This window comes from Erythrobacter sp. WG (genome assembly GCF_026586795.1).
Lineage (GTDB): Bacteria > Pseudomonadota > Alphaproteobacteria > Sphingomonadales > Sphingomonadaceae > Erythrobacter.
The window spans coordinates 78,548-102,101 of the sequence record NZ_JAPFGY010000005.1 but is presented as its reverse complement, the minus strand read 5'-3'; the positions used below and the strand labels follow the sequence as shown (position 1 = coordinate 102,101).

Here is a 23,554-nt window from a genome sequence, read left to right as displayed (position 1 = left end):
ACTAATGCACTAAAGATATTGAACCGCTTGAGGCACACCGGAACGATATCTTGCAGCGGGCTCGCTATCATAGCGGGCCCGTTTTGCTTTGCGGGTTGTGTGCTGAAGGAGGGTACTCAGTCGAGACGCGGCGTGGTACAAGAAAAAGGGGCCGCCAAAACCGAGCCCTTCCCTCCGCACATCATCGCTCATCGACAGTCAGGCGACTGCAGACGCCTTCTCTCCCTCGAGGAGGGCCTTAACCCCTGCCCTGCCGCGATTGAGCCGGCTCTTGACCGTCCCCATATTGGCCCCGGTCACAGTTGCCGCTTCTTCGTAGCTCAGTCCGGCACCGGCCACGAGCAGAAGGATTTCACGCTGCTGTTCGGGAAGGCGGTGGATCGCGCGCATCACATCGTCAACGTGCAGCCCCGATTCCTGCGTTGCATCCTGCACGAGAATCCGCTCGGCAGCTTCGGGATCCCAGACGGTATAGCGCGCCCGCTTCTTGGCGCCGGAATAATAATGGTTGCGCAGGATCATGAACATCCAGGCCCGAAAGTTCGATCCCTCGATGAAGGTGTGACGCGACGCCCATGCCCGCATCATCGCTTCCTGCACCAAGTCGTCGGCCATCACCTTGTCGCGGCAAAGCCCGCGCGCAAAACCGCGCAGCGCCGGGATGAGAGCGACCATTTGGGTCTTGAAGGTGTCCAGAGCTTCGGGGGACAAAGGCTCGGCATCAGGCTCGGGCATCATTTGTCCTTCTCGTCACTGGATTTCGTGGTGAGCTGAGCAACGAGATCGGCGAAATCGTCCGGGATATCCTCCGCGGCGACATCATCGAAAATCTGCCGCAATGCGGCTTCCACCGGATCAAACGCCACAGCGGGCTGCTCTCGCTTCGGCTCGGGCTGCTTTTTTTCCGTCATCTTGGATACTTCCGTTCGATCGCTCTGTCGCTAGGTGACATCGGAGCCTGCGTGAAGCATTGTCCAAGGGGTCCCTAAAGCGAGTGTACAACACAAATCAGCATATCTGCGAAAAATGTCCTGTGGCATTGGAACGTGTGATCGGTAAAGGGTCTGCTACGCGATTGGAGAATAAACCCATGTCCTCATTCCAAGCTAGCATAGCTGCCGAGCTTCCCTATCTGCGCCGCTACGCCCGCACACTCACCGGGTCACAGTCTGTTGGTGATGCGGCAGTGCGCGAAACGCTTCAGGCGATGATAGCCGCGCCCGACGAGATCGACGAGGACGCGCCTGTCCGGACCGAACTGTACCGTATCTTCCACCGCATCTGGAGCGATACGTCGCTGCGCCCGATCGAAATGCCAGGGGCTATTGTCGGTTCGTTGCCGCGGAAGCTTCGCAAGGCGCTCCTGCTGACCACCATCGAAGGCTTCACAGTCGACGAGACCGCGCTGATCCTCGGCATGTCCGAGCGTGAGGTCGAAGATTTCGTGAAGGAAGCCCGCAGCGCGATCCACGCAATGCTCTCGGCCAAGATCATGATTATCGAGGACGAGGCAGTCATCGCGCTCCATCTCAAGTCACTGATGGTGTCGATGGGCAATGACGTCGCCGCGATCGTGCGCACCGAGAGCGAGGCCATCGCGGCAGCCGAGCAGGTCGAGCCGGAGTTGATCCTCGCCGACGTCAATCTGGCTGACGGATCGAGCGGCATCGACGCAGTGCGGCACATTCTCACGACGATGACCGTGCCGGTGATCTTCATCACCGCCTTCCCTGAAAAGCTGTTGACCGGCGAAGGGCACGAGCCTGCCTATATCATCAGCAAGCCCTTCAACCCCGACAATGTCGTGGCGACCGTGTGGCAGGCGCTGTTGGTGAGCCGTGAAACGGCCGCGATGGCCGAGATCAACTGACCGGCGATTTTCCAGCTGTCTTACGGTGACTTCCGGTGCCCGCGAAATCGCGGCACCGGTTCCGGCGAGATGACCTCGATTTCCTCCGATGCGTTCTTCCCCGGCCCGATTTTTCGTAAGTAGGGCCTTGGTGGATTTCATTACGGCCCGACAATTGATCCCGCTAATTCAGAAGCTTGCCCCTGTGCCGAGCGTGGTGCCGTTGACCGCCAAAAGGGCTGTGCCCGGCGAGATTGACGATTCATAAGCGCGCCATGCGGCGATAACAGTTGGGGCCACGGATTTGGTCAAGCCCGCTATGTTGACGTCTGGATAAATCGCCCTGCTCCTTCCTTGCAGTGTTGAGCTCAAGCAAGCGTGCGCTGGCTTATGCAGAATGGCAATTTCCCTAGAACAGCGGTTCGACGAATACGCCGCCAACCTCTGTGCGCCGACCTAGGGCGCCTTAAGCACCTGCTAGCGGCAATTCGGAATCGACCGCGCGTTGTCGCTCGGCGTGGCGCTCTCCGAACTCATAACCAATGTCAGCAGCCATGCCTATCGATGCACCCGTCGGGACGAAATGCGGGTGGGGTGTAGTGATCGCAATACGACACGGCTGGAAGTGGACGATGTTGGCGTTGGTATCAGCGGCGGTGCACCGAGAGGGACCGGTCTCGGCACGCAGGTCGTGGATGCATCCGCGCATGATTTGGGCGGTCATCCTGAACTGATCATGCTGGATCGCGGCACACAGGCGGTTCTTCATTTCCAAACGGCCTGCACGGCTAATTGAAAATGGCACACGGAACATTCGTCGCACCCTTTGACTTGACGCTGGCCGAAGGAGATTAAACATGATGAAGAGCATCATCGGCGGCCTTGTCGGTAGCCAGCTCGCCAAGAGCACCACCAAGGTCGACAATGGCACAGGTGTCATTCTCGGCTCGATCGCGCCTACTCTGATCGCCCGAATGAGCTTGCCCGCCTTGATCGCCATCGGCGTAGGCGGCTACCTCTTCAAGCGCCACCGTGACCAGCAGACTGCCGATGGTCGCGACACCCGGACTGGCACCGCTTCCACTCCCGTCACTGCGGCGTAAGCCGCTCCAACGTTCGACACAGCGCCGGTCTGATCCCCAAGGGCGGCCGACGCTGATGATCGCAATTGCACGAGGACAGCGACCATGACCGCACATTCAAACCAGATCACTGAACATGATGCCAAGTCTGCCGCGATCGCACGCGCCAAGCGCTTGGCGCCTGATCTCGCCGCGAGGATCGGCAGCACGCCTGCGACCAGGTTTCGGGGCAATCCAGATATCTTCGGAAGGCTGGTGGCCGATCACGATGAGCACCGCGCGCTACTTGCTATGATTGAAGAAACTTCGGGCGATTCCCCGGACCGGCGTCGCTTGTTCGGCGAGTTGGTCAATGAAATGCAAGCCCATGCGGCGGCCGAGGAACAGGCGCTTTGGTCGGCCGTCCTCCGCAATCCGGACACCACCGAAGACGCTCGTCACGCAGTCGCGGAGCACAAGCAAATCGACGAGCTGATTGAGGAACTGCAAGAGGCAGACATGGCCTCTCCCGGCTGGCTCCGGCGCTTTGCCAAGTTGAAGGACAAGTACCTTCACCACATCCGAGAGGAGGAACAGGAGCAATTCGTTGCAGCCGAAAAGCACCTGAGCGACGCCGACCTTGCCCATCTTCGCAGCGTCTTCAACCGCCGCAAGAAGGCTGAAAAGGCGACGTAATCATTGTCGTAATTGCAGAAATATCTCTTCATTTTTGATGTGAGTACCGCAGGCGGGACGCCCTGAGCGCGCTTCATTATCCAACCGTCTTTCCGCGCCTCAGAATGAAAGTCTTTGATGCCGCTTCGTCCGATTTGATAAGTTTAAACAGGAGAACCGAAATTGAAAAAGCTGATCATGACCGCACTCGTTGCCCCCTTCGTAATGGCCCTCGCCGCGTGCGACGTTGACCAGACGAAGGAAGCCGAGCTTCCCGAGGTTGAGGTGAAGGGTGGCCAAGCGCCCGAGTTCGATGTCGAAACCGCTGATGTCGATGTCGGCACCAAGACCACGACCGTCGAAGTGCCCACCGTCGATGTGGACATGCCCGGCGACGCGGAGGGAAAGCCGGTCACTGGCGACGAGTAACTCGCGCTATATCGGTATTAAATAGCGTGCCGCTTGGAGGTGGGCAGTTTTGCCACCTTCAAGTGGCACGTCTTTTTATGCAGTGTCCCGATAGTGACCCCTACTCTATGGGCTCATTGGCTCAACGATAGACCGTTCGCCTCGCCGACCAATGCTTGGTCCGCGCTTCCTGCTTGGAAGCGCAACGATATACCGTTACACGACTAAATTCTCCGCGAGCGAAGTGGTGCAGATGGGTCAAAAAGTGGGCAGGGCTCAATATCTTGATGTAGACCTGCCTTTGATCTGCCCTCGACTGGAATATCATCGCTAGGAATTCAGACTGACCAGAAGACCGGGATATGCTTAATCTGGTGCGCTCAGTATGCGGCTTTTTGAAAATATACTCGTTTTAGCGAATGGTTCAAAGAGTTCTTCAGGCGACTCTGGATCGAGCATTGCCTGATCGGCCAGCACCTTTTCCGCATCGGTGAGCTTGGGGAGTGTGAGCTGTTCGAGACGTCGGCCGCCGTACCTTAACTGCTGCACGGCCTCTAGCATTGATGCCCCACCGTTCAGCTTTGCCGCCATCTGCTCGGTGCTCACCCCACAATGCTCCGCGAGGAGCCGATGCCTGAGAAGCTTGATGGCCGGCCCCACCGACTCGTTTCCGTCAGCTGCCATGTCGATATGGAGATCGCACTCGCTGTCCAGGCCCAATGATCGATTGTTCATATTCGCGGAACCTACGCGAAGAATTTCGTCATCGACGATCATCAACTTGGCATGGACATAAATTGGCGTTCCTTTTGCCGTGTAGGGAATGTTGACCGAGAACCGGCCGGCTTTGTCCTTTTCTTGAATAGCTCGAATCAGCCTCGCACGAGCGCTGTCCATAGCTTTTTGCTCAAGCCAACCATCGGCGCTTTCTGAAGTGACAATGAATATTTCTGGAGGCTCCGGCTCCGCCATACGGCGTGCGATCGCCTCAGCAATCTTTCGTGACGCAAAGTACTGATTTTCTGCGTAGATGAACTTTTTCGCGCGGGCTATCTGTTCAAGGAAGAGATTTTCGATCTCGAAAATGGGTGGACTGTCTTCGTATTCTGCTCGCGTCCGAGAGATACCAACTTGAACGAACTGAAATTCGGCTTCGAGCGATCCCGGCCATGGTGACTCCTTTTGCGGTTCACACGGTGCCAGAGGAGCTGCACCCGCCCGCTCCCAACGCATACGCGCAAGTTCGCCAAGTTCGGCAGCGGCTTTGCCGTCGATCATCATCGTTACATCATGCCAGGGATCGTATAGTTTTCGATTAGGCCGTTTGCGCCGCACGTCGTCATCCAGATGTGCCGGTGTGTCCCATCGGCCGGAAGTCATGTCGATGCCACCGCACACCGCAAACTTGTCATCAATGACCACGATTTTCTGATGATGACTGCATCCAAAGGGGTGCGCGTTATCAAGTCTCAGCTCAATTTGAGGATGCATAGCCCAACGCGCTACATCGAGCATGGTGGAGCCTCTGCCCAGCAATTTTAGCGCGCCAAAATTCCACTTGAGTAGCTTGATCTCAAGCCCCGGTGTACGGCCCGCGAGCCATATGATGAATTCCCCTAAACGCTTGGGCGGCCCGCCAGGCTTCTTTCGCCTTGCGTGTAAGTGAATGCGCGTGTCGAAATCCCAGCCGATCAACATAATTCGCTGCTTGGCATTCATCATGGCAACCTGGAGCAGATCGAAGTAATCCGCCGCATCAACTACGACATGGGCCCGCGTTGCCGAGGCCTCGCGCCAAATCGTATCACTTTTTCCGCGATCTCTATCCACGAATTCGCGGGACGTAGAACGCCCGCGAATTGAAATAGATTTGGGCTCCGCTGTAAGGTTGCGGGGGAGAAACTCGGCGCTTTCGACCATGGCGAGCTAAGACCTCCGCTGCCTCATATTCAGCGCTCCAGCCTAGCCGGTCGCTTCCGGCTGAACATAGGCACAAGCACGCCAGCCAGCTAGCGCATATTTCGGCAGCACAAGTCTTACGGCACCATTTCACATGAAGAGGCGGCGAGGTCCATTTCCCCAAAGAAATTGCGACGTTCAGGACCAATTCCGCAAGATAGCGCTCCTTTTGCCAAGACTGGAGAGAAACGATGCACGAATAGGTCGGGTGGTTCGCCTCGGCCGCCACCATGATGGCCGCCATGATTTGCCGTGATCGCCCAAGGCGGAGTGGCCGGGGCGGGCGAACGGTTGCGCGCGCTTCATCCTGAACTCCTTGATGTCAGGGATGACACAGTGATTTGCCAGTTAAGCTTCGCCGAGTTCTGCGACCGTCCGGAGATTGATCCCGGAAACTGGCCTGACAACATAGACTCCACATTTTTTATAAGTACTTGAGGCGGTCGATGTTCAATCTGCGCCGCAAAAATAATCAATCGGCTTGGAGCTTCCGCCATTCGATGCATGGGCCGAGCAAGCCGTGAGCCCGATAAGAAGATCCATGCATGCGCGGAACCGGATCTGGTCGCCAGCCCGGCTGACCGGCGGTTTCACCGAAATCGATCCGTCCGCCGAAACGGGCACGTTCATGAAAATGTTGAAGGCTGTGGGAATCTGATCAGGGCAAATGCCGCAGGGCGCCAACGCGTCCGCGAGATTGCCGAAACATCCAGGATGCACGGGCTTGTCGGGATAAAAATGCGTGAAGGTGCCAGGCGAACAGGGCGTCAGGAGAAAGTCATGGCGCCCCACGTCATCATAGTCGATCACCAGCATCTTTCGCGAACGGTTCGACCATAGTGTAGCCCCGGTCGTCAGCGCGATCGTTTCCTCATAATCGAAGGTGCGACCGTTCGAGATCACCTCGCTAGGATCATCGAGCGCAAAAGCGACCATGTCGCTCACCTGCATTCCTTCGGGATCGACCACGGTGAGCGTCTGGCCGGCCATGAGCGTGAGGGCCGTTCCGGACCGAGGGGGAATACGGTTGGTCATGACTTTCGGGGATCCCTGAAGGGGCATTGCCAGTCGTCATTGACCGCATGGCCACTGTACTGGCGCGCCTCGCTGATTTCGCCATGACGGGCGAGCATGGGGTTGATAGAGCCGTCGAGCTGCTCGTCGCGCGACAGAATGGCCGCACGCAATTTCTCGTATCTCTGCTCCTCGCGCAAACGGCTGATGCAAAGCGGACGACGTTACGCCAGATCGCGGACCTTGGGTTCGCGGTGCCAGTGCCGGATGGGTCCGGTCTTCATAAAGTCTTCGGGGTCGACGATACCGTCGTCTGGCTCGATATTGGCCTTGGGTAGCAGATGCTTGCGCGTGCCTCCGCAGGCACCGATGGTCTTGCAGTGGAACCAAGCGTCGGCGAACCACGCGACCGCCCCGACATCCTGCGCCAGCTTCTCGGCGCGTTCGGGTACCAGGATCGCAACGACCGCATCGAACATCACCGACGGCGTTCCGGCCAGTTGGCCATCGGCCTTGAGCGTGCCGCCCTTGACGTTCAGCGGCCCGATCTTGGGCGCGACGAGGAAGGCGGTGCCGCCTGCCTTTTCGATATCGGCGACCAGCGTGTCGATCGCTTCCTTGCTCGAGCCTTCGTCGAACAGGATGCCGACCTTGCGTCCTTCCAGCCCTGCCCTGGCGTTCTTCTGGATCGAAAGCGCATCCGAGGTGCCCAAATCGACCGGCTCCTTGGCGGCCTTGGCCTTCTCGGGCAGATCGATGCCGAGGCCGTCCGCAACCCGACTGGCGAGATTTTCGTCGATGTTCCGCATCCGTGCAACAACCGCGGGCGGGACGTGGGCGATCGACACCTTCGACAATTCGAACACGATCGCCGAGGCAATATGCGCCTGCTCGTTCTCGGTCTGCGAGAGGTAGAACATCCGCGCCTGACTGTAGTGGTCGGCGAAAGTTTCCGCACGCACCCGCAGCTTTGCGGTGGGATCGTAGCGCTCGGCATTCTCGCGGAACGAACTGAACCCGGTTTCCGGGCAGGCCCGGGGGCCGCCGTCCTCGCCGGCTTCGGCCAGCGAATTGGGTTCGTAGTTGGCCCGCCCCGTGGGCACCAGCGTCTGCATCATCCCGTCGCGCTGCATGTTGTGGAACGGGCATTTGGGCGCATTGATCGGGATCTGGTGGAAATTGGTCGTCCCCAGCCGCGACTTTTGCGTATCGAGATAGCTGAACAGTCGGCCCTGCAGCAGCGGATCGTTGGAAAAGTCGATGCCGGGCAGAATGTTGGTCGGCAGGAAGGCGACCTGCTCGGTCTCGGCGAAGAAATTGTCGACGTTGCGGTTCAGCGTCATGCGGCCAATCACCTCGACGGGGATTTCCTCCTCGGGGATCAGCTTGGTCGCATCGAGGACGTCATAGGGCTGCTTGGCCGCCCATGCCTCGTCGAAGACCTGCACGCCCAGATCCCACTGCGGATAGTCGCCAGCATCGATCGCTTCCCACAGATCGCGGCGGTGGAAATCGGGGTCGGCGCCGGCGATCTTGACCGCCTCGTCCCATGTCGTGCTTTGGAGGCCGAGCACCGGCTTCCAGTGAAACTTGACGAACCGGCCCTCCCCATCGGCATTGATGAAGCGGAAGGTGTGGACGCCGAAGCCTTCGATCATGCGCAGCGAGCGCGGAATGCCGCGGTCTGACATCGCCCACATCACCATGTGCATGGTTTCGGGCATCAGGCTGACGAAATCCCAGAAGGTGTCGTGCGCGCTCGCCGCCTGCGGATAGCCGCGGTCGGCCTCCATCTTCACGCTGTGGACGAGATCGGGGAATTTGATCGCGTCCTGGATGAAGAACACCGGGATGTTGTTGCCGACCAGATCCCAATTGCCTTCTTCGGTATAGAGCTTGACTGCAAAGCCGCGCACGTCGCGCGGGGTGTCGACGCTTCCGGCACCGCCGGCAACGGTCGAGAAGCGGACGAAGACCGAGCATGAATTGCCCTTCTCCTGAAACAGTTTGGCGCGGGTCCACTCCGGGATCGCGCGGGTCACCTCGAAGGTGCCGTGCGCGCCCGATCCGCGTGCATGGACGATCCGCTCGGGAATGCGTTCGTGATCGAAGTGGAAGATCTTCTCGCGCAGCACGAAATCCTCGAGCAGCGTCGGTCCACGTTCGCCTGCGCGCAGGGAATTTTGGTTGTCGGCGATGCGGTGGCCGTGATTGTCGGTCAAATGCGCAAGGCCATCGGAATGATCGCCCTTCGAGGCAATGTCCTGATGCAGCTCGCCCGCATTGCCTCCGGTCTCGACGAAGGGAGCCGATCCCTCGCCTTGCCGGTGATCGCGCAACGCGTTGTCGCTTGCAGGTGATGTGTCGGCGGGGGTCGGAGTGCGGGGCATAGGGAATTTCCTCGAGCGGCAGAAAAGGCGGAAAAATCGGATCCCGACAGCGCGGTGGGGGAAGCCGCGCTGTCGGGGGAAAGAAATCAGTCGTATTGTTCTTCCAGACGATCGGTCAGGCGCTCGCCTTCACGCACTTCGCCCAGCGCAGTCTGGATGACCGAGCGCGTGTTCGGATCGAGATCAGTCGCCTTGAGCGCTTCCTCGAACTTGTCGGCCAGATAATCTTCGCCTTCCTCGACACGCTCCACGGCAGCCTTGTCGTCGCTTTCGAAGAGGTTGGTGAGATCCATCCACAGACGGTGCAGGCCGCCGGTCGCGGTGCCCTTGGTCACCAGCTTGCCGCCGAGACGGGTGAGCTCGGTATTGAGCGCATCGAGCGTTTTCTGGCGCTTGGCAGCCTGCTCCGAGAGGATGCGCTTCAGTTCGGGCGACTTCGCGGTCTCGGCCGCCTTGCGGTACCCTTCGACCGAATCATAGGTCGTGTCGATCAGCGTTTCGAGAGCGGTGGTATTGGCGTTCATAACGTCGGTTCCTCCATTGGGAATTGCCATCCATGTGGCGGATAGCTCAGCCAACGTAAGAAAGACCGCGCTGACAATGTTCCATCAGCGATGATGATTTCCAGATACTTCGTCCGAATGCTGAAATTCAGGATGAAAAACATCGCCGGGACCGGAACATTCGACGCGCAGATGACTTGGGGATTGCCGACACGAGCGCGTCGCACTTTGCCGTTATCGTTCGCGATGAAATGAATGCGCGGCGCCGGTAAAATGATCGAACAGCAATGAATCATCAGTTGCTGCGGGGATCAATGTTCAAAGGCACGATAATCGCGAAGGAAGCCGCCAAAGGTTTCGAGGAGATACAGGACATGGCCGGAACGATCGGTATCAATGGTACAGCCCACTCTCTGCCTGCCGATCCGCGCACGTCGCTGCTGGATTTCCTGCGGCACGATTTGGGACTGACCGGCACGAAAAAGGGCTGCGATCATGGCCAGTGCGGTGCCTGCACGGTCATCGTCAACGGCATGCGCATCAACAGCTGCCTGACCCTCGCCGCGATGCATGAAGGTGACCGGGTGACCACGATCGAGGGGATCGGAGGCCCCGATGCTCCGTCGGATCTGCAGCACGCCTTCATGGCGCACGACGCCCTTCAATGCGGCTATTGCACGCCGGGCCAGATCTGTTCGGCGCAGGCGATGCTTGCCGAAATTGCCGAGGGCTGGCCCAGCGATGCCACCGCCGACCTGACGTCCGAAGCGACCTTCAGCGACGAGGAAATCCGTGAGAGGATGAGCGGCAATCTGTGCCGTTGCGGCGCCTATGCCAACATCGTCGCTGCGATCCGCGATGTCGCCAGGGGGCGCGCCGATGCAACCGTTTGAGCTGGTCCGCGCACCGTCACCTTCCGATGCCGCGCAACTTACGAAAGATGAGCACACCCGCCTTATCGCAGGCGGCACGAACCTCCTCGATCTCATGAAGCTGCAGGTGGAAACCCCGTCGCGGCTTGCCGACATCAGCAGGCTCGATTGTGCCGAGATCACCGACACACCTGATGGCGGCCTGCGTATCGGTGCGCTCGTCACCAATACGGCAACTGCGGTGCATCCGCGCGTGCGACAGGATTACCCCGTACTCGCACGCGCGATCCTTGCCGGGGCGACCCAGCAACTGCGCAACAAGGCGACCACCGGCGGCAATCTGTGCCAGCGGACCCGCTGTTTCTACTTCACCAAGATCGACCAGCCGTGCAACAAGCGCGATCCCGGCAGCGGCTGCAGCGCGATCGAGGGGGTGGCCAAGCTCCACGCCGTGCTCGGCACCAGCGACCAATGCATTGCCACCTATCCCGGCGACATGGCCGTGGCGATGAGCGCGCTGGATGCCGAGGTTCACATCATGAAGGAAGACGGGACGGAACGATCCGTGCCGGTCCGCGACTTTCACCTGCTCCCGGGCGATACCCCGTGGCGCGAAAATGAGCTGGGGCGCGGCGAGATGATCACGGCTGTCACCCTGCCCCCCCCGGTCGGCGGGGCGCATTACTACCGCAAGGTGCGCGAACGTTCCTCCTATGCCTTCGCGCTGGTCTCGGTCGCGGCGGTGATCGAGATTGAGGGCGGGGTCTTCACGCGTGCCGATCTCGCTTTCGGCGGACTGGCCCACAAGCCGTGGTTCGATCCCGCAATCGGCGCGGTCCTTCTCGGCAAGGCGGCCGATGATGCCCTGTTCGACGAGGCTGCCGACGTGCTGCTCCAGTCCGCGCGCGGGTTTGGCGAGAATGATTTCAAGATCCCCTTGGCACGGCGCACCCTGCGCGCTGTCCTGACGCAGGCCGTGGAGGACGCAGCGTGAGCACGACCCGAACCGAGAATGACGGCAAGGCCCGCCTGGACGACATGAAGCAGGGCGTGCTCGGCGAGCCCCTGCCCCGCATCGACGGGCTGGCCAAAGTGACCGGCACGGCCCGCTATGCGGCCGAATACCCCATCGACAATTGCGCCGAGGGCGTTCTCGTCACCAGCACCATCACCCACGGCACTGTCACGCGGCTCGACACGCAAGCAGCCCTGACCATGCCGGGCGTGATCGCGGTGATCGATGACAGCCGCCTCATAACCCGTGCCGTGCAGGGCACCGCCGGCGAAGCGCCGCAGCAAGCCCCGGTCACGGTGTGCTATTGGGGCCAGCCCATCGCCCTGGTCGTCGCGGAAAGCTTCGAACAGGCACGCGATGCGGCGAAGCGTATTCATGTCGAATACGATGCTTCGCCCAATCCGTCGCTGTCGCCGGACGACGTCACGCCCGAAGAGCAGGAAGACGACACCGTCAGCCAGGGAGACCTCGAGCAGGCGATGAAAGACGCCGCGCACAGCGTCGATGTGCGTATCGCGACTAAGGGCCACGCGTCCGCGGCTATGGAGCCTCACGCCGCCATCGCCGATTGGGATGGCGAGGAACTGACCGTCCACGCCTCGCTCCAGATGCTGAACTACAATATCAGCGAATTGGCCGACGCGCTGGATATTCCCGAGGACAAGATCCGTCTCATCGCCCGTTTTGTCGGCGGCGGCTTCGGGTCCAAGCTTGGAATCAGTCCGGATGTCGTGGCGGCGTCGCTTGCGTCCATAAAGCTGAAGCGCCCGGTGCGGGTGGTCCTGTCGCGTCAGCAGGTGTTCCAGTGCATAATGCGGCGATCCGAGACCACGCAGCGCCTGCGCCTGGCCGCAACCTCCGAAGGCAAACTGATCGGCTTCGGGCACGAGGCTTTGGTGTCGAACCTTCCCGGTGAGGAATTCTGCGAGCCCGTCCTCCAGTCCTCGCATTTCATGTATCGCGGCGAGAACCGCGAGCTGATGCTCAACCTGGCGCGCATCCACCGGATGACCGCCGGGTCGGTGCGCGCGCCGGGCGAGGCCGTCGGCATGCCGGCGCTCGAAGCCGCGATGGATATGCTCGCCGAGAAGTCCGGCGTCGATCCGGTGCAGCTGCGGTTGATGAACATTCCGGACAAAGATCCCGAAAACGATCTTCCCTTCAGCTCGCACAAGCTTGCCGAATGCCTGCGGCAGGGGGCCGACGCCTTCGGCTGGGATGCGGGCCCGCGCAAGGCGCGGCAGCGGCGCGAGGGCGAGTGGTGGATCGGCACCGGCATGGCCAGCGGTGCGCGCATCCACAACACCATGGAAAGCAGGACGCGCGTGACGCTGTCGGCCGATGGCACGGCGCGGGTCGAGACCGACATGACCGATATCGGCACCGGGACCTACACGATCCTTGCCCAGATGGTCGCCGAGATGCTCGGTATGGATCCAGCAGCGGTGCGGGTGGACATTGGTGACACGCGCCACCCGCGCGGCCCCGGATCGGGTGGAAGCTGGGGCGCCTCCTCGATCGGATCGGCGGCTTTTCTCGCCTGCCGCGCCATCCGGGAAGACCTTGCTGCCCGGGCCGGGGTCGCCGAAGAGGCGCTCGACTTGCGCGATGGCAAGGTCGGCGGCGGTCGGACGCTGGTCGATGTTCTCGGCGGCGAGAGCCTGTCCCATGAAGGCCATTACAAGCCTGCCAAGGCACAGGAAGAGTATACGGCTGCGGGCTTCGGCGCATTTTTCGCACAGGTGCGCGTCAACCACTTCACCGGAGAAACGCGGGTTGACCGGATGCTCGGCGCGTTCGGGTTTGGCCGCGTGCTCAACCGGCGCACCGCGCGCTCGCAATTTCTGGGCGGGCTGACCTGGAGCATCGGCACGGCATTGACCGAAGCGCTCGAATTCGACCCGCGCGACGGGCACCTCGTGAACTGCGACCTTGCCGAATATCATGTCCCCGTTCACCGGGATGTGCCCGATCTCGATGTGGTTCTGGTCGAGGAGCGCGATGCTATCGCCAGCCCGATCGAGGCCAAGGGAATCGGGGAACTTGGCATGTGCGGCGGCGCGGCGGCGATCGGCAACGCGATCTACAATGCTTGCGGTGCGCGGGTGCTGCAGTTTCCGATCACGCCCGACAGCGTTCTTGCCAGTCTTCCCAGAGACAGCTGCAAGCTGTTGCGAGAGGCGGGCGCGATGCGCGGCCTTGCTTAGAGGTGCGGAAAACAAACGCGGCGAAGGCGGGATGGCGCACGGATCACCATCTGTGCCATCTTCGAACCGATCTCCGCACCCGCCGTTATGCCCTGTACGAAGGGCTGATCGTGGAGCAGGTAGGGCAGAGCGCCCAGCGCAACTCTCCCACGGGCCTCGACCGGACGGTCGAGACTGTAGTCGTCGCAGACCGACGGGATGTCCTGTCCTGCCTCGATAAGTTGCGCACGCAGACGCGGGAACGGCAAATCTTTCGATTCAAGCGGCTTTTGTCCGCGCGCGTCTATGAAGACGTCGAAATCGTGCGTCTTCCCGCCAACGGTGATCGTCGTCCCGTGATCGGTGACGTCCTTCCCGTAATCCGAGCCGAGTTCCAGCAGCGTGAGAATGCCGGCCCGGTGCAGCGCGAGCATGCGGCGGATCGATTGCGAGGGGATCGCGGCATAATTATCCATGAACACCCGACCGAGGCCGGAATCGAAGCGATCCCGGTCTGCCTCGTCCAGCACGGGGACGATATCTTGAAACACTTCGTGCATCCGAAGGATCGCATATCGCCATGCAACGGTGATGCGGTTGCGCTTGTTGTGCTCGACCTCGGAGAGATTGAACTGTGCCCAGCGGAAAGGGTTATGAGCGATGCGGTCGGCAAAGTAGGCATCGGCAAAATCGTCGGCGGTGCGTTCGCTGAGCGAAATTCGCGCCGCCCACCACGGGTCGGCGACAGCGATTTCCTGCACAAACCTGCCGAAGCATCTGTCCAGCAATCTGGCGCTCCCCGCTTCGATCTCGGCGGTAATCGCATCGAGGGTGGCATGGACCAGCGGTTCATAGGGAATCGGGCAGTAGAAGTCGGCCTCTGGCAAAATTCCCGTTCGCGACATAAGCGTGATCGACAGGTCTTCGCTGCCTGCATCGTGCTTGAATTCGACAGCCTCGTCCGCGTTTTCGACAAAGTCTCCATGCTGCGAGACAACAGCCATCGCCGCGTCAATCGCACTGAGCGAGGTGCCCATGATCCCAACGCGGCAGGGAGGAATGCGAGCATCGACCAGCCCGGACCACGGACTGGGGAAATAGGCCTTGGTCGCCTCGTCCGCGTCAGGCCAGACGTGACCCGTAGCGATTGCGACCCAGTCGAAACGGAGCGGTGCTTCATCCGTTTCAACCCACAGCGCAACACCGTCCGCGCGCGCTTCGATGTCGGTAACCCGACAATTTTCGCGGATGGTAATCGCGATGCCATGCGCCCGGCCCTCGTCGACAAGCCAGAGGAGCTGGTCACGGAAGTACTGACCCAATAACACTCTGGGTAGGAACTGCCGTTCGTGAAGCTTGGCCTTGTCGATCCGATAGCGGCCTAGCCAATCGTCAGGTTGGCCGCGCAACCAATCCAGGTACGTCATCCCGATTGGCGGGATTTCTATGCTGGCAATGTTCGCCAGCATTAGGCGCGTATTGGAATCACCGTCATAGGGCATCCCTACCCCGGCCCGATCCCCCTGTTCGAAAAGGGTGATGTCGACTGGCGTGGCGTTTTTCACAAGCGCCGCGACCGTGTAGATTCCTGTCGGTCCAGAGCCTACAATCCCAATGGTTCCCATCTTGCGCCCCCTTTGTTCTGACCGGAGCAAGGCTGAGCAGAGAAAAATCTTGCCCTGGTGCCTGGCAAGGCGGAATCATCGCCCACTCGATTATTTCGTTCGCGCGCGGATTCGCAGTTGCCTCATCGGCTTTCGGCTACTTTGAATACAGTGTCTTGACAACGAAACAAAACCCTTGCCAGCGTGCCTAATTGGAACTGAATTAGCTGGCAAGCGGCAGCCGAACTTCGAAGACACTACCTTCATCCAGTACGCTCTTGACGAGGCGTACTTCCCCGCTGTGCAATTCGACAAGTTGTTTCACCAAAGCGAGCCCGATCCCCAGCCCCCCACCGCTGATGCCGAGCACATTATCCGACTGTCCGAACATCTCGAAGATTATTGACTGTTGTTCGGGCGCAATGCCAACGCCATTGTCCGCGACCGTAAGGATAGCATGGGGGGCATTTCTTGAAACCGTGACCTCGATGCGGCCGCCGTTCGGCGTGTAGCGGGCCGCATTGCCCACGATGTTGCCCACGATCTGGATGACGCGCGCCGGGTCGGCATCGAGGGTAATCTGTTCATCAGGCAGGGACACGGCAAGCTCATGGCCTCCTGCATCGATTGCAGGCTGGGCGATTTCCAGCGCGTGTGGCAGGATCTCACCGAGATCGACCCTTTCCTTCTTCAGCGAGATCTTGCCGTGCTCGATGCGGTTGATATCGAGCAGGTCGTCGATCAGGCGGCTCATATGGCGGACGTTTTGGCGCATGGATTTTCGGACGGCATCCGTGTCGAGGTCGCCCATCGGCAATTCAAGCAGAGCGACACCGGAAGACAACACAGCAAGCGGGTTGCGCAGTTCATGCGCGAGCACGCCGAGAAACCGGTTCTTCTGTTGGTCGGCGGCCTGCAATGCCGCGGTCAGGGCAACCAGCTCGTCACGCTGGACAACGATCTGCTGACGCTGAACGAACAGATCAAGAAAGATGCTCGACTTGGACCGCAGGATCGTGGGTTCGATCGGCTTCTGAATGAAATCGACCGCGCCCGCCTCGTAGCCATTAAATCTGCGCGTGGCGTCCCCCCTTCCCGCGGTCAGGAATATGATTGGGATGTGCTGCGACCGCGTGTTGGCGCGCATGAATTCGGCCAGTTCGAAACCGTCCATGCCGGGCATCTGCACATCGAGGAGGGCAAGCGCGTATTCGTTTTCAAGAATGAGCTCGAGTGCTTCCTCGCCGCTGCGTGCGCAGTGCAGCTCAAGGCCCTCGCGTTTCAGAAGTGCTTCGAGCGCAAGCAGGTTTTCCTCAAGGTCGTCAACCAGCAGGAATTTGGGAGTACTGGTCACTGGTCCAAAATCTCCTCAAGCACAGATGGCAGGTCTTCAAGATCGATGACGCGCGCAGCGGGGCACGCGGCCAGGGCGGCTTCGGGCATGTAGGCCACCTCCGCTGTGGCAGGGGCCTGCACAAGCGCATATCCGCCCGCATCGCAGACCGCACGCAGCCCTCTTGCGCCATCGTGGTTCGCCCCGGTCATGATGATCCCGGCGAGCCTGTCGCCGAACGCATCGGCGGCGCTTTCGAACAGCACATCGATCGCAGGGCGCGAGTGATTGACCGCCTCGTCCGACGACAGAGCGATGGTCCCGTCGCTTTCGACGAGCAGATGATAATCGGGCGGCCCCATGTAGATCGTGCCGGGCACAATCGGCTCTTTGTCCTCGGCTTCCTTAACGGTCAATCGGCACTTTTCGGCCAGCAGTGCGACGAGCGCGTTATCACGACGGGGCGGGATATGGACGACCACGAGAATTGCCGCCGGGAAATCGTCAGGCAGCGCGGGAAGCACCTGCAGCAGCGCGTGGACACCGCCAGCAGAGGCACCGATGACAACGGCCTGGAGGCTCATTGCGCATTTCTCCGGTAGATCCGTTCCTCGCGAACGAATTCCGAGAAAAGATCGGCGTGGGAGGAAAATCGCAAGCTCTCCTTGGAGCCGATGCCGAGAAAGCCGCCTCGTACGAGGGACTCGCCGAACAGTCCGACCGCGCGGTCCTGCAGCTCGCGATTGAAGTAGATGAGGACATTGCGGCAGCTGACCAGATGCATCTCGCCGAAGGCAGCATCGGTCACCAGGCTGTGATCGGAAAACACGGTGCGTTCCCGCAAGGACTTCTCGAATACCGCCCGGTCGTAGTGGGCGGTATAGTAATTCGACAGTGACGAATGGCCGCCTGACAGGCGGTGGTTCTCGGTGAACAGCCTGATACGATCGAGGGAGTAGATACCCGCCTGTGCCGCGCGCAGGGCCGAGGGGTTGATGTCGGTCGCGTAGAAGATCGTCCGGTCGGCGAGCCCCTCCTCCTCGAACAGGATCGCCAGCGAATAGAGTTCTTCGCCATGACTGCATCCGGCAACCCACACCTTGAGCGAGGGGTAGGTGCGCAAGTGTGGGACAACCTTTTCACGCAGCGCGCGGAAATAGGACGGGTCCCTGAACATTTCGCTGACCTGCACCGTCAGGTAATTGAGCAGCCGCGGCAGCATGGTCTCATCGCGCAGGACAGCCGCCTGCATTTCGGAGATGCTGTCGTATCCCCATTGCGCCCGCGCTTGCAAAAGGCGCCGCTTTATCGATGCCTGCGCATAATGCCGGAAATCATAATGATAGTGGTGATAGACCGCATCCAGCAGCAATCGGATCTCGATATCCTCGATGCTCTCGCTCACCGCGGCATCCAGACCCGAATAAGGGACAGCAGTTTGTCGACATCGAGCGGCTTTGCCATGTAATCGTTCGCTCCCGCCTCGATGCATTTCCGCTGGTCGTCGGGCATGGCCTTGGCGGTCAGCATGATGATCGGCAGCTTCTTCCAGCGAGGCTCGGCGCGGATGGCGCCTGCCGCGGTCAGGCCATCCATCACCGGCATCATCACGTCCATCAGCACCAGGTCGATAGCCTTGGTGGGATCCGCTGACGCCTCGGCCAGCGCATCGAGCGCCTCCTGTCCGTTGCGGGCGATCCGCGTCAACGCTCCGCGCGGCTCGAGGATGCTGGTGAGCGAGTAGACGTTGCGGACATCGTCCTCGACAATCAGGATGCGCCGTCCTTCCAGCGCCGCGTCGCGGTGGCGGGCTTTTTCGATCATCTGCCTCTGTTCGGGGGGCAGATCCGACACGACCCGGTGGAGGAACAGGGAGACCTCGTCGAGCAGACGCTCGGGCGACTTGGCGCCCTTGATGATGATCGAGCTGGAATAGCGGCGCAGGCGCTGCTCTTCTTCGGGCGAAAGATCGCGGCCCGTGTAAACGATGACCGGCGGAAATGTTCTGGTTTCGTCTTCGCTGAGTTCTTCGAGCAAGGAGAAACCCGAAGCGTCCGGAAGGGTGAGGTCGAGCACCATGCAGTCGTAATGCGCAGCGCGCAATTCGCTGAGACATTCGGCAGCCGTGCCGACGCCGACAGTCTCGACATCCTGCGAGGACAGCAATCGGCTGACCGCTTCGCGCTGGACCTCGTCATCCTCCACGATCAGCACCCGGCGCACTCGGGCTGCCAGCTTGTCCTGCAATTGGGCCAGGACCTCGGCGAGGCGTTCACGCGGGGCAGGTTTTTCGAGGAAACCGACCGCGCCGAGCGCCAGCGCGGTCTGGCTCTGATCGGAGCCGGAGATGACATGGATCGGGATGTGCCGCGTTTCCCCGTCGTGCTTCAGCCGGTCGAGGACCGTGAGGCCAGACTGATCCGGCAGCCCGATATCGAGAACGATCGCGCTGGGCCGATACTCGCCGGCAAGCTCGACCGCCTCCTCGGCCGTTCCCGCCAGAATGCACTGGAACCCCATCTCGCGGGCCAAATCGGCTACGATTTCGGCAAAGGCGGGATCGTCTTCGATCACGAGGAGGACCTGTTTGCCTTCCGACAGGCGCTGGCGATCATCGTCCACCATTGCCGGTCTCGACGGAACCGGTTTGGCAGGCGTGGCCGATGGCGGAGGCTGGACGGGCGCGCCGGGAGCGTGATCGCGGAACTGCGCCGGCTCGCGCGGCTCGACTGTTGCGGGATCGTATGTCGCGGGCAGACTGACGATGAAGGTGCTGCCCTTGCCAGGCTCGCTTTCCAGCCGGATGGTCCCGCCCAGCAGGCGCACCAGCTCCCGCGAGATCGACAGGCCCAGCCCGGTACCCCCGAATTTGCGACTGATGGTGCCGTCGGCCTGACGGAAGGCCTCGAAGATCGCCTCGCGTTGCGACTCGGCAATGCCGATGCCCGTATCGATGACCTTGAATTCCAGTGCACCCTTTGCGGCCGAACCCATCCTCAAGGTGACGCTGCCCTGCTCCGTGAACTTGATCGCGTTCGACAGGAGGTTCTTCAGCACCTGTTCGAGCCGCATGCGATCGGTTTCGAACGAGGCGGGCATGTCGGGCCTAACGTCGATGACGAGCTGCAGCCCGCGCTGCTGTGCGAGCGGCTCGAACACCTTGCGCAAATCCGCGGCGAGGCGCTGGGGGGCAATCGGTGCCGCCTCGATGGTCACGTGCCCTGCCTCGATTTTCGACAGGTCGAGAATATCGTTGATCAGCGTCAGGAGATCATTGCCCGAGGATTCGATGGTGCGGGCAAACTTGACCTGCTCGGCGGTGAGGTTGCCATTGGGGTTGTCGCCCAGAAGCTTGGACAGGATCAGAAGCGAATTGAGCGGCGTGCGCAACTCATGGCTCATGTTCGCGAGGAAATCCGATTTGTATTGGCTCGCCTGCTCCAGCTCCTGCGCTTTGAGCTGAAGCGTGGCGGTGGCGCGTGCCAATTCGTCGCGCTGCACCTCCAGCGTCTGGGCCTGTTCTTCGAGCTGGCTGTTCGTCTGCTCGAGTTCCACCTGCTGGAGTTCGAGGCGCGCTTGCGTTTCTTTCAGCGCGTTGCTCTGCTCTTCCAGTTCCTCGTTGCTGACACGCAGTTCCTCACTCTGGGCCTGCAACTCTCCAGCTTGCCGGCGCGATTCCTCCAGCGCATCCTGCAAGCGCTCGCGGAATCGCGCTGACCGCAGCGCGACCCCGACCGATCCGGACACGGTGTCGAGCAATTCAAGCACAAGGGGATCGATTTCGGTGAAGAAGCCGAGTTCGACGATGCCATTGACTTCACCTTCGTAGAACAGGGGTGCGACCACGAGGTGGCGCGGCGCGTCGCTGCCCAACGCCGATCCGATCTTCAGATATCCGTCAGGAATGTCCGAAAGCGTTGTTGCACGAGCATCGGTTGCAACCTTGCCGAGAAGGCCTTCGTTCATCCCGAAGGATTCGGGCACGGAAGTTGCGTCTGCAATGCCGAGCATGGCCGCCCGGTTGAAAAGGCCTCCTTCGCCCTTGAACAGCGCTCCGGCATTTGCAGCGGTTCTTTCTGAAAGGAAGGCCAGCACTGCGGCCCCCACCTGCTCGACCGTCTTGTCGCCCCGCATGACTTCGCTGAGGTCCACCTGCGCGGTCTGAAGCCAGCGCTGCCGCTCGCGGTTGCGGTCGCTCCTCGCCAGCATGATGAAAATCACGATCGTAAGGCCGGCGCCGATCAGGCTGGAGACGATCGCGGTCACAACCGCCGCGCGCGAGGCCGCAGCAAGCGCAGCGATGCGCTCCAAACGCTCGGCTTCCTCCTCCTGAACCATCTGATCGACTATCTGCCGGACGGCATCCATCGCTCTCTTGCCGCGATCGTCGTCGATCGCCGTGATCGCAGCAGCGAGCCCCTCCTCGCGGCGCGTGCGGATCAAGCCTTCAGCAACGCGCACTCTCCTGTCGACAGCGGCCTCGAGCGCATCCAGTCTTTCATCGCGGACGACGCTGGATTGCGTGAAGCGTTCGAGCGAGGACAGGCTTTTGCGCGCATCTGCAACCCCTTTCTCATAGGGTTCGAGATATCGGTCTTCGCCGGTCAGCATGTATCCGCGTTGCCCGGTCTCGACATTCAGGGTCGCCACCATCAATGCATCGAGCGCCGAGAGCACCTCATGCGTCGCGCGGATGCGTTCATCGCTCTCCCGCATTGTCTTGATGTTGAAGTATGCAGCATAAGCGGTGAGGACAAAAAACCCGACGCCAAGCAGCGCCCCGATTATTGATCGGCCCGAGCTTGATCCCCGGATGCCCTTCCGCGATTGGCCAATCTGCAAGATGAAACTCCCTTTTGCCCTTCGGCTCATAGGGACACTAATCGCCTGCTATCAACTCTTTTCAAATCAAACCAAAGCGTTCTTAAGGCACAACATATTTGAAGAAAAAAACGCTCATTTTCCAATAATTTCGATTAACTGTGATTTAGTGAAACAATATATCAGTCTAGGTGTATGCTAATGCAAACATAAGCGCAATCACAAAAATCATTTCTAGGCGCATCGAAACAGTCCAATATATCTGCGATTTCAAATTTACTTAGGATTGCGCGACTTTCTCGATTCACGCATGGATTTCTGCCTCTACCCACACCGATTATTTCGGACCCAGCGAGCGGCATTTAGGAAGCCGCCCTTCGCTCATCCGCTGATAGATTGCCGAGCGGCGAAGTCCGACCTTCTCCATAACCTCAGGCAGACGCAGGAGACGGGGCGGCGGCGCGCTGGCAGGCGTGCTTCCGACAGAGGCGGTACTTTCTTCACGAGTTTTGGGCTTCGCAGTCATCGAAAATCCTGTCGGGCATTGTCTCGGTCCCCTCCGAGTTTCGCTGCTTCAGCGGGTCAGCGACATGGCGATGTCGCGATTGGCGAGGTCGTCGATCTGCCGGGACAGTAGCTTGACTACGAGCTGCGAGGTGCCGGTACGCCTTTGGCGTCGACAGCGATGATCCGCGCCTGGTCGGCATTGAGCAGGCCGCGCCGGTGATCGGTCGCCGTCCAGCGAATCCGGTCGCCATCATGGATTTCGATCTCGCGGCGTTCGTAGAGCTTCACCGGATCCTGTTCTCCCTGCGGACGGGGCGGTCAGGGGCGAAACTCGAATTGCCGCCCGCGCTCGTTCTGCAGGGTCAAACGCTCGCGGGTGAGATCGGTTACCACCACCGTATAGCTGCCCTTCTGGAGCCCCTGCCCCGTTGCCGGCGATCAACCTCGAGCACCGTGCCGGAGGCATATCGCTGCTTTCCGATACGCCGCGAAAATACCCCCACACCAAATTTGGCTGCATGTGGAAGGCCATGGACGCATGCGGACGCGAATAACTCGCAACCCTCTGCTTTCGATTGGATTTTTGGAAAAATACGGAAGCATGTGAAGCTTCCGGAAAGGCCTATGGTAGCGGAGGAGGAACCCGAACCCCAGACACGCGGATCATGATTCGAGCGGGTTAGCTCGAATAGACGCGTCTATGTTGCTGCTTCAACTCGACTCGACTTTGCTTCGAGGCTGGTTTCGGAGAATGGTGTAGCGAGGCCTTAAGCCCCTCCTTCATCATCGCTCGATCCGGCACCTGCTCGAAACTCCTTCGATCGTGTGCAGGCTCACCTCCCTGCCCCGGCGCAAGGCCGTCAGAAAAGGCGTCCAGACCTTTGCGGAAGGGTCACTCCACGCAAGACCCCAAACCTCTCCAAATGGGCCGAACAGAATGATTTGGCCATTTTGCACGGCGACAGCCGTCATGTCGGCGCCCTCGCATTTAATCGCGCGCCGTTCTTCGACCCGGGGGGGCGGTTCAAACAATGCAAGGCGCTCGCGATAGGCCGCTTCCACGCACCCCTTGTGATCCGCGCTGAAGGCGCAGCGGCTACGGCGCTGGAACCACTGCCATTGCGGCTCGACCCAGCGGGACTCCGGCGGAGACGCGCTTGCCAGCAACGTCCCCAACCGTGCGTCGAGCGTACGCAGCGCGGGATCGGCACAGACGAGTTGGTCGGTCGCGAACACGGGGTGCGCGCAATCGGCTGTGTGCTGTTCCACCGGCGGGGGCACGGGAGGCGGAGCGGCCTTGGCCATACCCGCCGCCGTGAGCGCCAGCCCCGCCGCCATCAACCGTGCGGCCATGCGG

Annotated in this window: 22 protein-coding genes and 1 pseudogene; 7 read left to right on the top strand and 16 right to left on the bottom strand. The window is 60.5% G+C overall.

Translation table 11 applies throughout. The features are described 5' to 3' along the window. Positions 1-198 precede the first annotated feature (198 nt). On the bottom strand, positions 199-735 hold the full coding sequence (locus OPU67_RS04180; protein WP_267617777.1) for a sigma-70 family RNA polymerase sigma factor: 537 nt from the start codon (positions 733-735) through the stop codon (positions 199-201). Further along, complete coding sequence (locus OPU67_RS04175) at positions 735-911, bottom strand: NepR family anti-sigma factor (RefSeq protein WP_267617776.1); 177 nt, start codon at positions 909-911, stop codon at positions 735-737. The genes OPU67_RS04180 and OPU67_RS04175 overlap by 1 nt, the downstream gene beginning before the upstream one ends. Positions 912-1,075: 164 nt before the next feature. Here OPU67_RS04175 and OPU67_RS04170 point away from each other — a divergent pair, with 164 nt between their 5' ends. Continuing rightward, complete coding sequence (locus tag OPU67_RS04170) at positions 1,076-1,870, top strand: response regulator (RefSeq protein ID WP_267617775.1); 795 nt, start codon at positions 1,076-1,078, stop codon at positions 1,868-1,870. Between the two features lie 445 nt (positions 1,871-2,315). Here the strand turns inward: OPU67_RS04170 and OPU67_RS04165 are convergent, their stop codons facing one another. Then, entirely contained in the window at positions 2,316-2,618 is a 303-nt protein-coding gene (locus tag OPU67_RS04165) for a hypothetical protein (protein WP_267617773.1), read from the bottom strand. A gap of 88 nt (positions 2,619-2,706) precedes the next feature. On the opposite strand from OPU67_RS04165, the gene OPU67_RS04160 reads away from it, so the two are divergent. The 3 genes from OPU67_RS04160 to OPU67_RS04150 all read left to right on the top strand — a co-directional run bounded on the left by OPU67_RS04160 (position 2,707) and on the right by OPU67_RS04150 (position 4,014). After that, positions 2,707-2,952 (top strand): hypothetical protein, encoded by a 246-nt coding sequence (locus tag OPU67_RS04160; RefSeq protein ID WP_267617772.1) that lies wholly within the window; start codon positions 2,707-2,709, stop codon positions 2,950-2,952. An 84-nt stretch (positions 2,953-3,036) separates the two neighbouring features. Further along, positions 3,037-3,606, top strand: coding sequence for a hemerythrin domain-containing protein (locus OPU67_RS04155; protein WP_267617771.1), 570 nt, complete (start codon positions 3,037-3,039; stop codon positions 3,604-3,606). A 162-nt stretch (positions 3,607-3,768) separates the two neighbouring features. Further along, positions 3,769-4,014: a hypothetical protein gene (locus OPU67_RS04150; protein ID WP_267617770.1), complete on the top strand. Its 246-nt coding sequence runs from the start codon at positions 3,769-3,771 to the stop codon at positions 4,012-4,014. Positions 4,015-4,359: 345 nt separating this feature from the next. On the opposite strand, the gene OPU67_RS04145 is transcribed toward OPU67_RS04150, so the two are convergent. The 5 genes and pseudogenes from OPU67_RS04145 to OPU67_RS04125 form a co-directional block, all read right to left on the bottom strand. Next, a complete protein-coding gene (locus OPU67_RS04145) occupies positions 4,360-5,913 on the bottom strand; it encodes a phospholipase D-like domain-containing protein (protein ID WP_267617768.1) in 1,554 nt (517 codons plus the stop codon). Positions 5,914-6,402: 489 nt separating this feature from the next. Further along, positions 6,403-6,987, bottom strand: coding sequence for an urea carboxylase-associated family protein (locus OPU67_RS04140; RefSeq protein ID WP_267617767.1), 585 nt, complete (start codon positions 6,985-6,987; stop codon positions 6,403-6,405). Next, positions 6,984-7,166: pseudogene (locus OPU67_RS04135) on the bottom strand (YqcI/YcgG family protein); the annotation flags it as partial. The pseudogene OPU67_RS04135 and the gene OPU67_RS04140, both read right to left, overlap by 4 nt. 24 nt (positions 7,167-7,190) lie before the next feature. Further along, positions 7,191-9,356: a catalase gene (locus OPU67_RS04130; RefSeq protein ID WP_267617766.1), complete on the bottom strand. Its 2,166-nt coding sequence runs from the start codon at positions 9,354-9,356 to the stop codon at positions 7,191-7,193. 86 nt (positions 9,357-9,442) lie between these two features. Continuing rightward, positions 9,443-9,880 carry a ferritin-like domain-containing protein gene (locus tag OPU67_RS04125; protein ID WP_267617765.1) on the bottom strand — a complete coding sequence of 146 codons (438 nt, stop codon included), beginning with the start codon at positions 9,878-9,880 and terminating at the stop codon, positions 9,443-9,445. A gap of 353 nt (positions 9,881-10,233) precedes the next feature. Between OPU67_RS04125 and OPU67_RS04120 the strand changes: the two genes are divergently transcribed. Genes OPU67_RS04120 through OPU67_RS04110 form a run of 3 tightly spaced genes read left to right on the top strand, consistent with a single transcriptional unit; the run spans position 10,234 to position 13,953 of the window. Continuing rightward, complete coding sequence (locus OPU67_RS04120; protein WP_267617855.1) at positions 10,234-10,752, top strand: 2Fe-2S iron-sulfur cluster-binding protein; 519 nt, start codon at positions 10,234-10,236, stop codon at positions 10,750-10,752. Further along, positions 10,739-11,725: an FAD binding domain-containing protein gene (locus OPU67_RS04115; RefSeq protein WP_267617764.1), complete on the top strand. Its 987-nt coding sequence runs from the start codon at positions 10,739-10,741 to the stop codon at positions 11,723-11,725. Before OPU67_RS04120 ends, OPU67_RS04115 begins: the two co-directional genes overlap by 14 nt. A gap of 44 nt (positions 11,726-11,769) precedes the next feature. Next, on the top strand, positions 11,770-13,953 hold the full coding sequence (locus tag OPU67_RS04110) for a xanthine dehydrogenase family protein molybdopterin-binding subunit (RefSeq protein WP_267617854.1): 2,184 nt from the start codon (positions 11,770-11,772) through the stop codon (positions 13,951-13,953). Here OPU67_RS04110 and OPU67_RS04105 read toward each other — a convergent pair. The 8 genes from OPU67_RS04105 to OPU67_RS04070 form a co-directional block, all read right to left on the bottom strand. Next, positions 13,950-15,557 (bottom strand): FAD-NAD(P)-binding protein, encoded by a 1,608-nt coding sequence (locus tag OPU67_RS04105; RefSeq protein WP_267617762.1) that lies wholly within the window; start codon positions 15,555-15,557, stop codon positions 13,950-13,952. The two genes, OPU67_RS04110 and OPU67_RS04105, sit on opposite strands and share 4 nt — an antisense overlap. Before the next feature lie 202 nt (positions 15,558-15,759). Further along, complete coding sequence (locus OPU67_RS04100) at positions 15,760-16,890, bottom strand: hybrid sensor histidine kinase/response regulator (RefSeq protein WP_267617760.1); 1,131 nt, start codon at positions 16,888-16,890, stop codon at positions 15,760-15,762. Next, positions 16,887-17,453, bottom strand: coding sequence for a chemotaxis protein CheB (locus OPU67_RS04095; RefSeq protein WP_267617758.1), 567 nt, complete (start codon positions 17,451-17,453; stop codon positions 16,887-16,889). The genes OPU67_RS04100 and OPU67_RS04095 overlap by 4 nt, the downstream gene beginning before the upstream one ends. Beyond that, positions 17,450-18,286, bottom strand: coding sequence for a CheR family methyltransferase (locus OPU67_RS04090; RefSeq protein WP_420708950.1), 837 nt, complete (start codon positions 18,284-18,286; stop codon positions 17,450-17,452). Before OPU67_RS04090 ends, OPU67_RS04095 begins: the two co-directional genes overlap by 4 nt. Continuing rightward, positions 18,271-21,705: a response regulator gene (locus OPU67_RS04085; RefSeq protein WP_267617853.1), complete on the bottom strand. Its 3,435-nt coding sequence runs from the start codon at positions 21,703-21,705 to the stop codon at positions 18,271-18,273. Before OPU67_RS04085 ends, OPU67_RS04090 begins: the two co-directional genes overlap by 16 nt. Before the next feature lie 322 nt (positions 21,706-22,027). Further along, positions 22,028-22,216, bottom strand: coding sequence for an AlpA family phage regulatory protein (locus OPU67_RS04080; RefSeq protein ID WP_267617754.1), 189 nt, complete (start codon positions 22,214-22,216; stop codon positions 22,028-22,030). Between the two features lie 116 nt (positions 22,217-22,332). Next, positions 22,333-22,485, bottom strand: a complete 153-nt coding sequence (locus OPU67_RS04075; protein ID WP_267617753.1) for a hypothetical protein — start codon at positions 22,483-22,485, stop codon at positions 22,333-22,335. A gap of 495 nt (positions 22,486-22,980) precedes the next feature. Then, positions 22,981-23,550: a hypothetical protein gene (locus OPU67_RS04070; protein WP_267617752.1), complete on the bottom strand. Its 570-nt coding sequence runs from the start codon at positions 23,548-23,550 to the stop codon at positions 22,981-22,983. Positions 23,551-23,554 lie beyond the last annotated feature (4 nt).

Bases quoted from the DNA above. Each gene is read 5' to 3' on its own strand.
- OPU67_RS04180 (WP_267617777.1), bottom strand. From the start codon at position 735: ATGCCCGAGCCTGATGCCGAGCCTTTGTCCCCCGAAGCTCTGGACACC.
- OPU67_RS04175 (WP_267617776.1), bottom strand. From the start codon at position 911: ATGACGGAAAAAAAGCAGCCCGAGCCGAAGCGAGAGCAGCCCGCTGTG.
- OPU67_RS04165 (WP_267617773.1), bottom strand. From the start codon at position 2,618: ATGAAGAACCGCCTGTGTGCCGCGATCCAGCATGATCAGTTCAGGATG.
- OPU67_RS04160 (WP_267617772.1), top strand. From the start codon at position 2,707: ATGATGAAGAGCATCATCGGCGGCCTTGTCGGTAGCCAGCTCGCCAAG.
- OPU67_RS04155 (WP_267617771.1), top strand. From the start codon at position 3,037: ATGACCGCACATTCAAACCAGATCACTGAACATGATGCCAAGTCTGCC.
- OPU67_RS04145 (WP_267617768.1), bottom strand. From the start codon at position 5,913: ATGGTCGAAAGCGCCGAGTTTCTCCCCCGCAACCTTACAGCGGAGCCC.
- OPU67_RS04140 (WP_267617767.1), bottom strand. From the start codon at position 6,987: ATGACCAACCGTATTCCCCCTCGGTCCGGAACGGCCCTCACGCTCATG.
- OPU67_RS04130 (WP_267617766.1), bottom strand. From the start codon at position 9,356: ATGCCCCGCACTCCGACCCCCGCCGACACATCACCTGCAAGCGACAAC.
- OPU67_RS04125 (WP_267617765.1), bottom strand. From the start codon at position 9,880: ATGAACGCCAATACCACCGCTCTCGAAACGCTGATCGACACGACCTAT.
- OPU67_RS04120 (WP_267617855.1), top strand. From the start codon at position 10,234: ATGGCCGGAACGATCGGTATCAATGGTACAGCCCACTCTCTGCCTGCC.
- OPU67_RS04115 (WP_267617764.1), top strand. From the start codon at position 10,739: ATGCAACCGTTTGAGCTGGTCCGCGCACCGTCACCTTCCGATGCCGCG.
- OPU67_RS04110 (WP_267617854.1), top strand. From the start codon at position 11,770: ATGAAGCAGGGCGTGCTCGGCGAGCCCCTGCCCCGCATCGACGGGCTG.
- OPU67_RS04105 (WP_267617762.1), bottom strand. From the start codon at position 15,557: ATGGGAACCATTGGGATTGTAGGCTCTGGACCGACAGGAATCTACACG.
- OPU67_RS04095 (WP_267617758.1), bottom strand. From the start codon at position 17,453: ATGAGCCTCCAGGCCGTTGTCATCGGTGCCTCTGCTGGCGGTGTCCAC.
- OPU67_RS04080 (WP_267617754.1), bottom strand. From the start codon at position 22,216: ATGACTGCGAAGCCCAAAACTCGTGAAGAAAGTACCGCCTCTGTCGGA.
- OPU67_RS04070 (WP_267617752.1), bottom strand. From the start codon at position 23,550: ATGGCCGCACGGTTGATGGCGGCGGGGCTGGCGCTCACGGCGGCGGGT.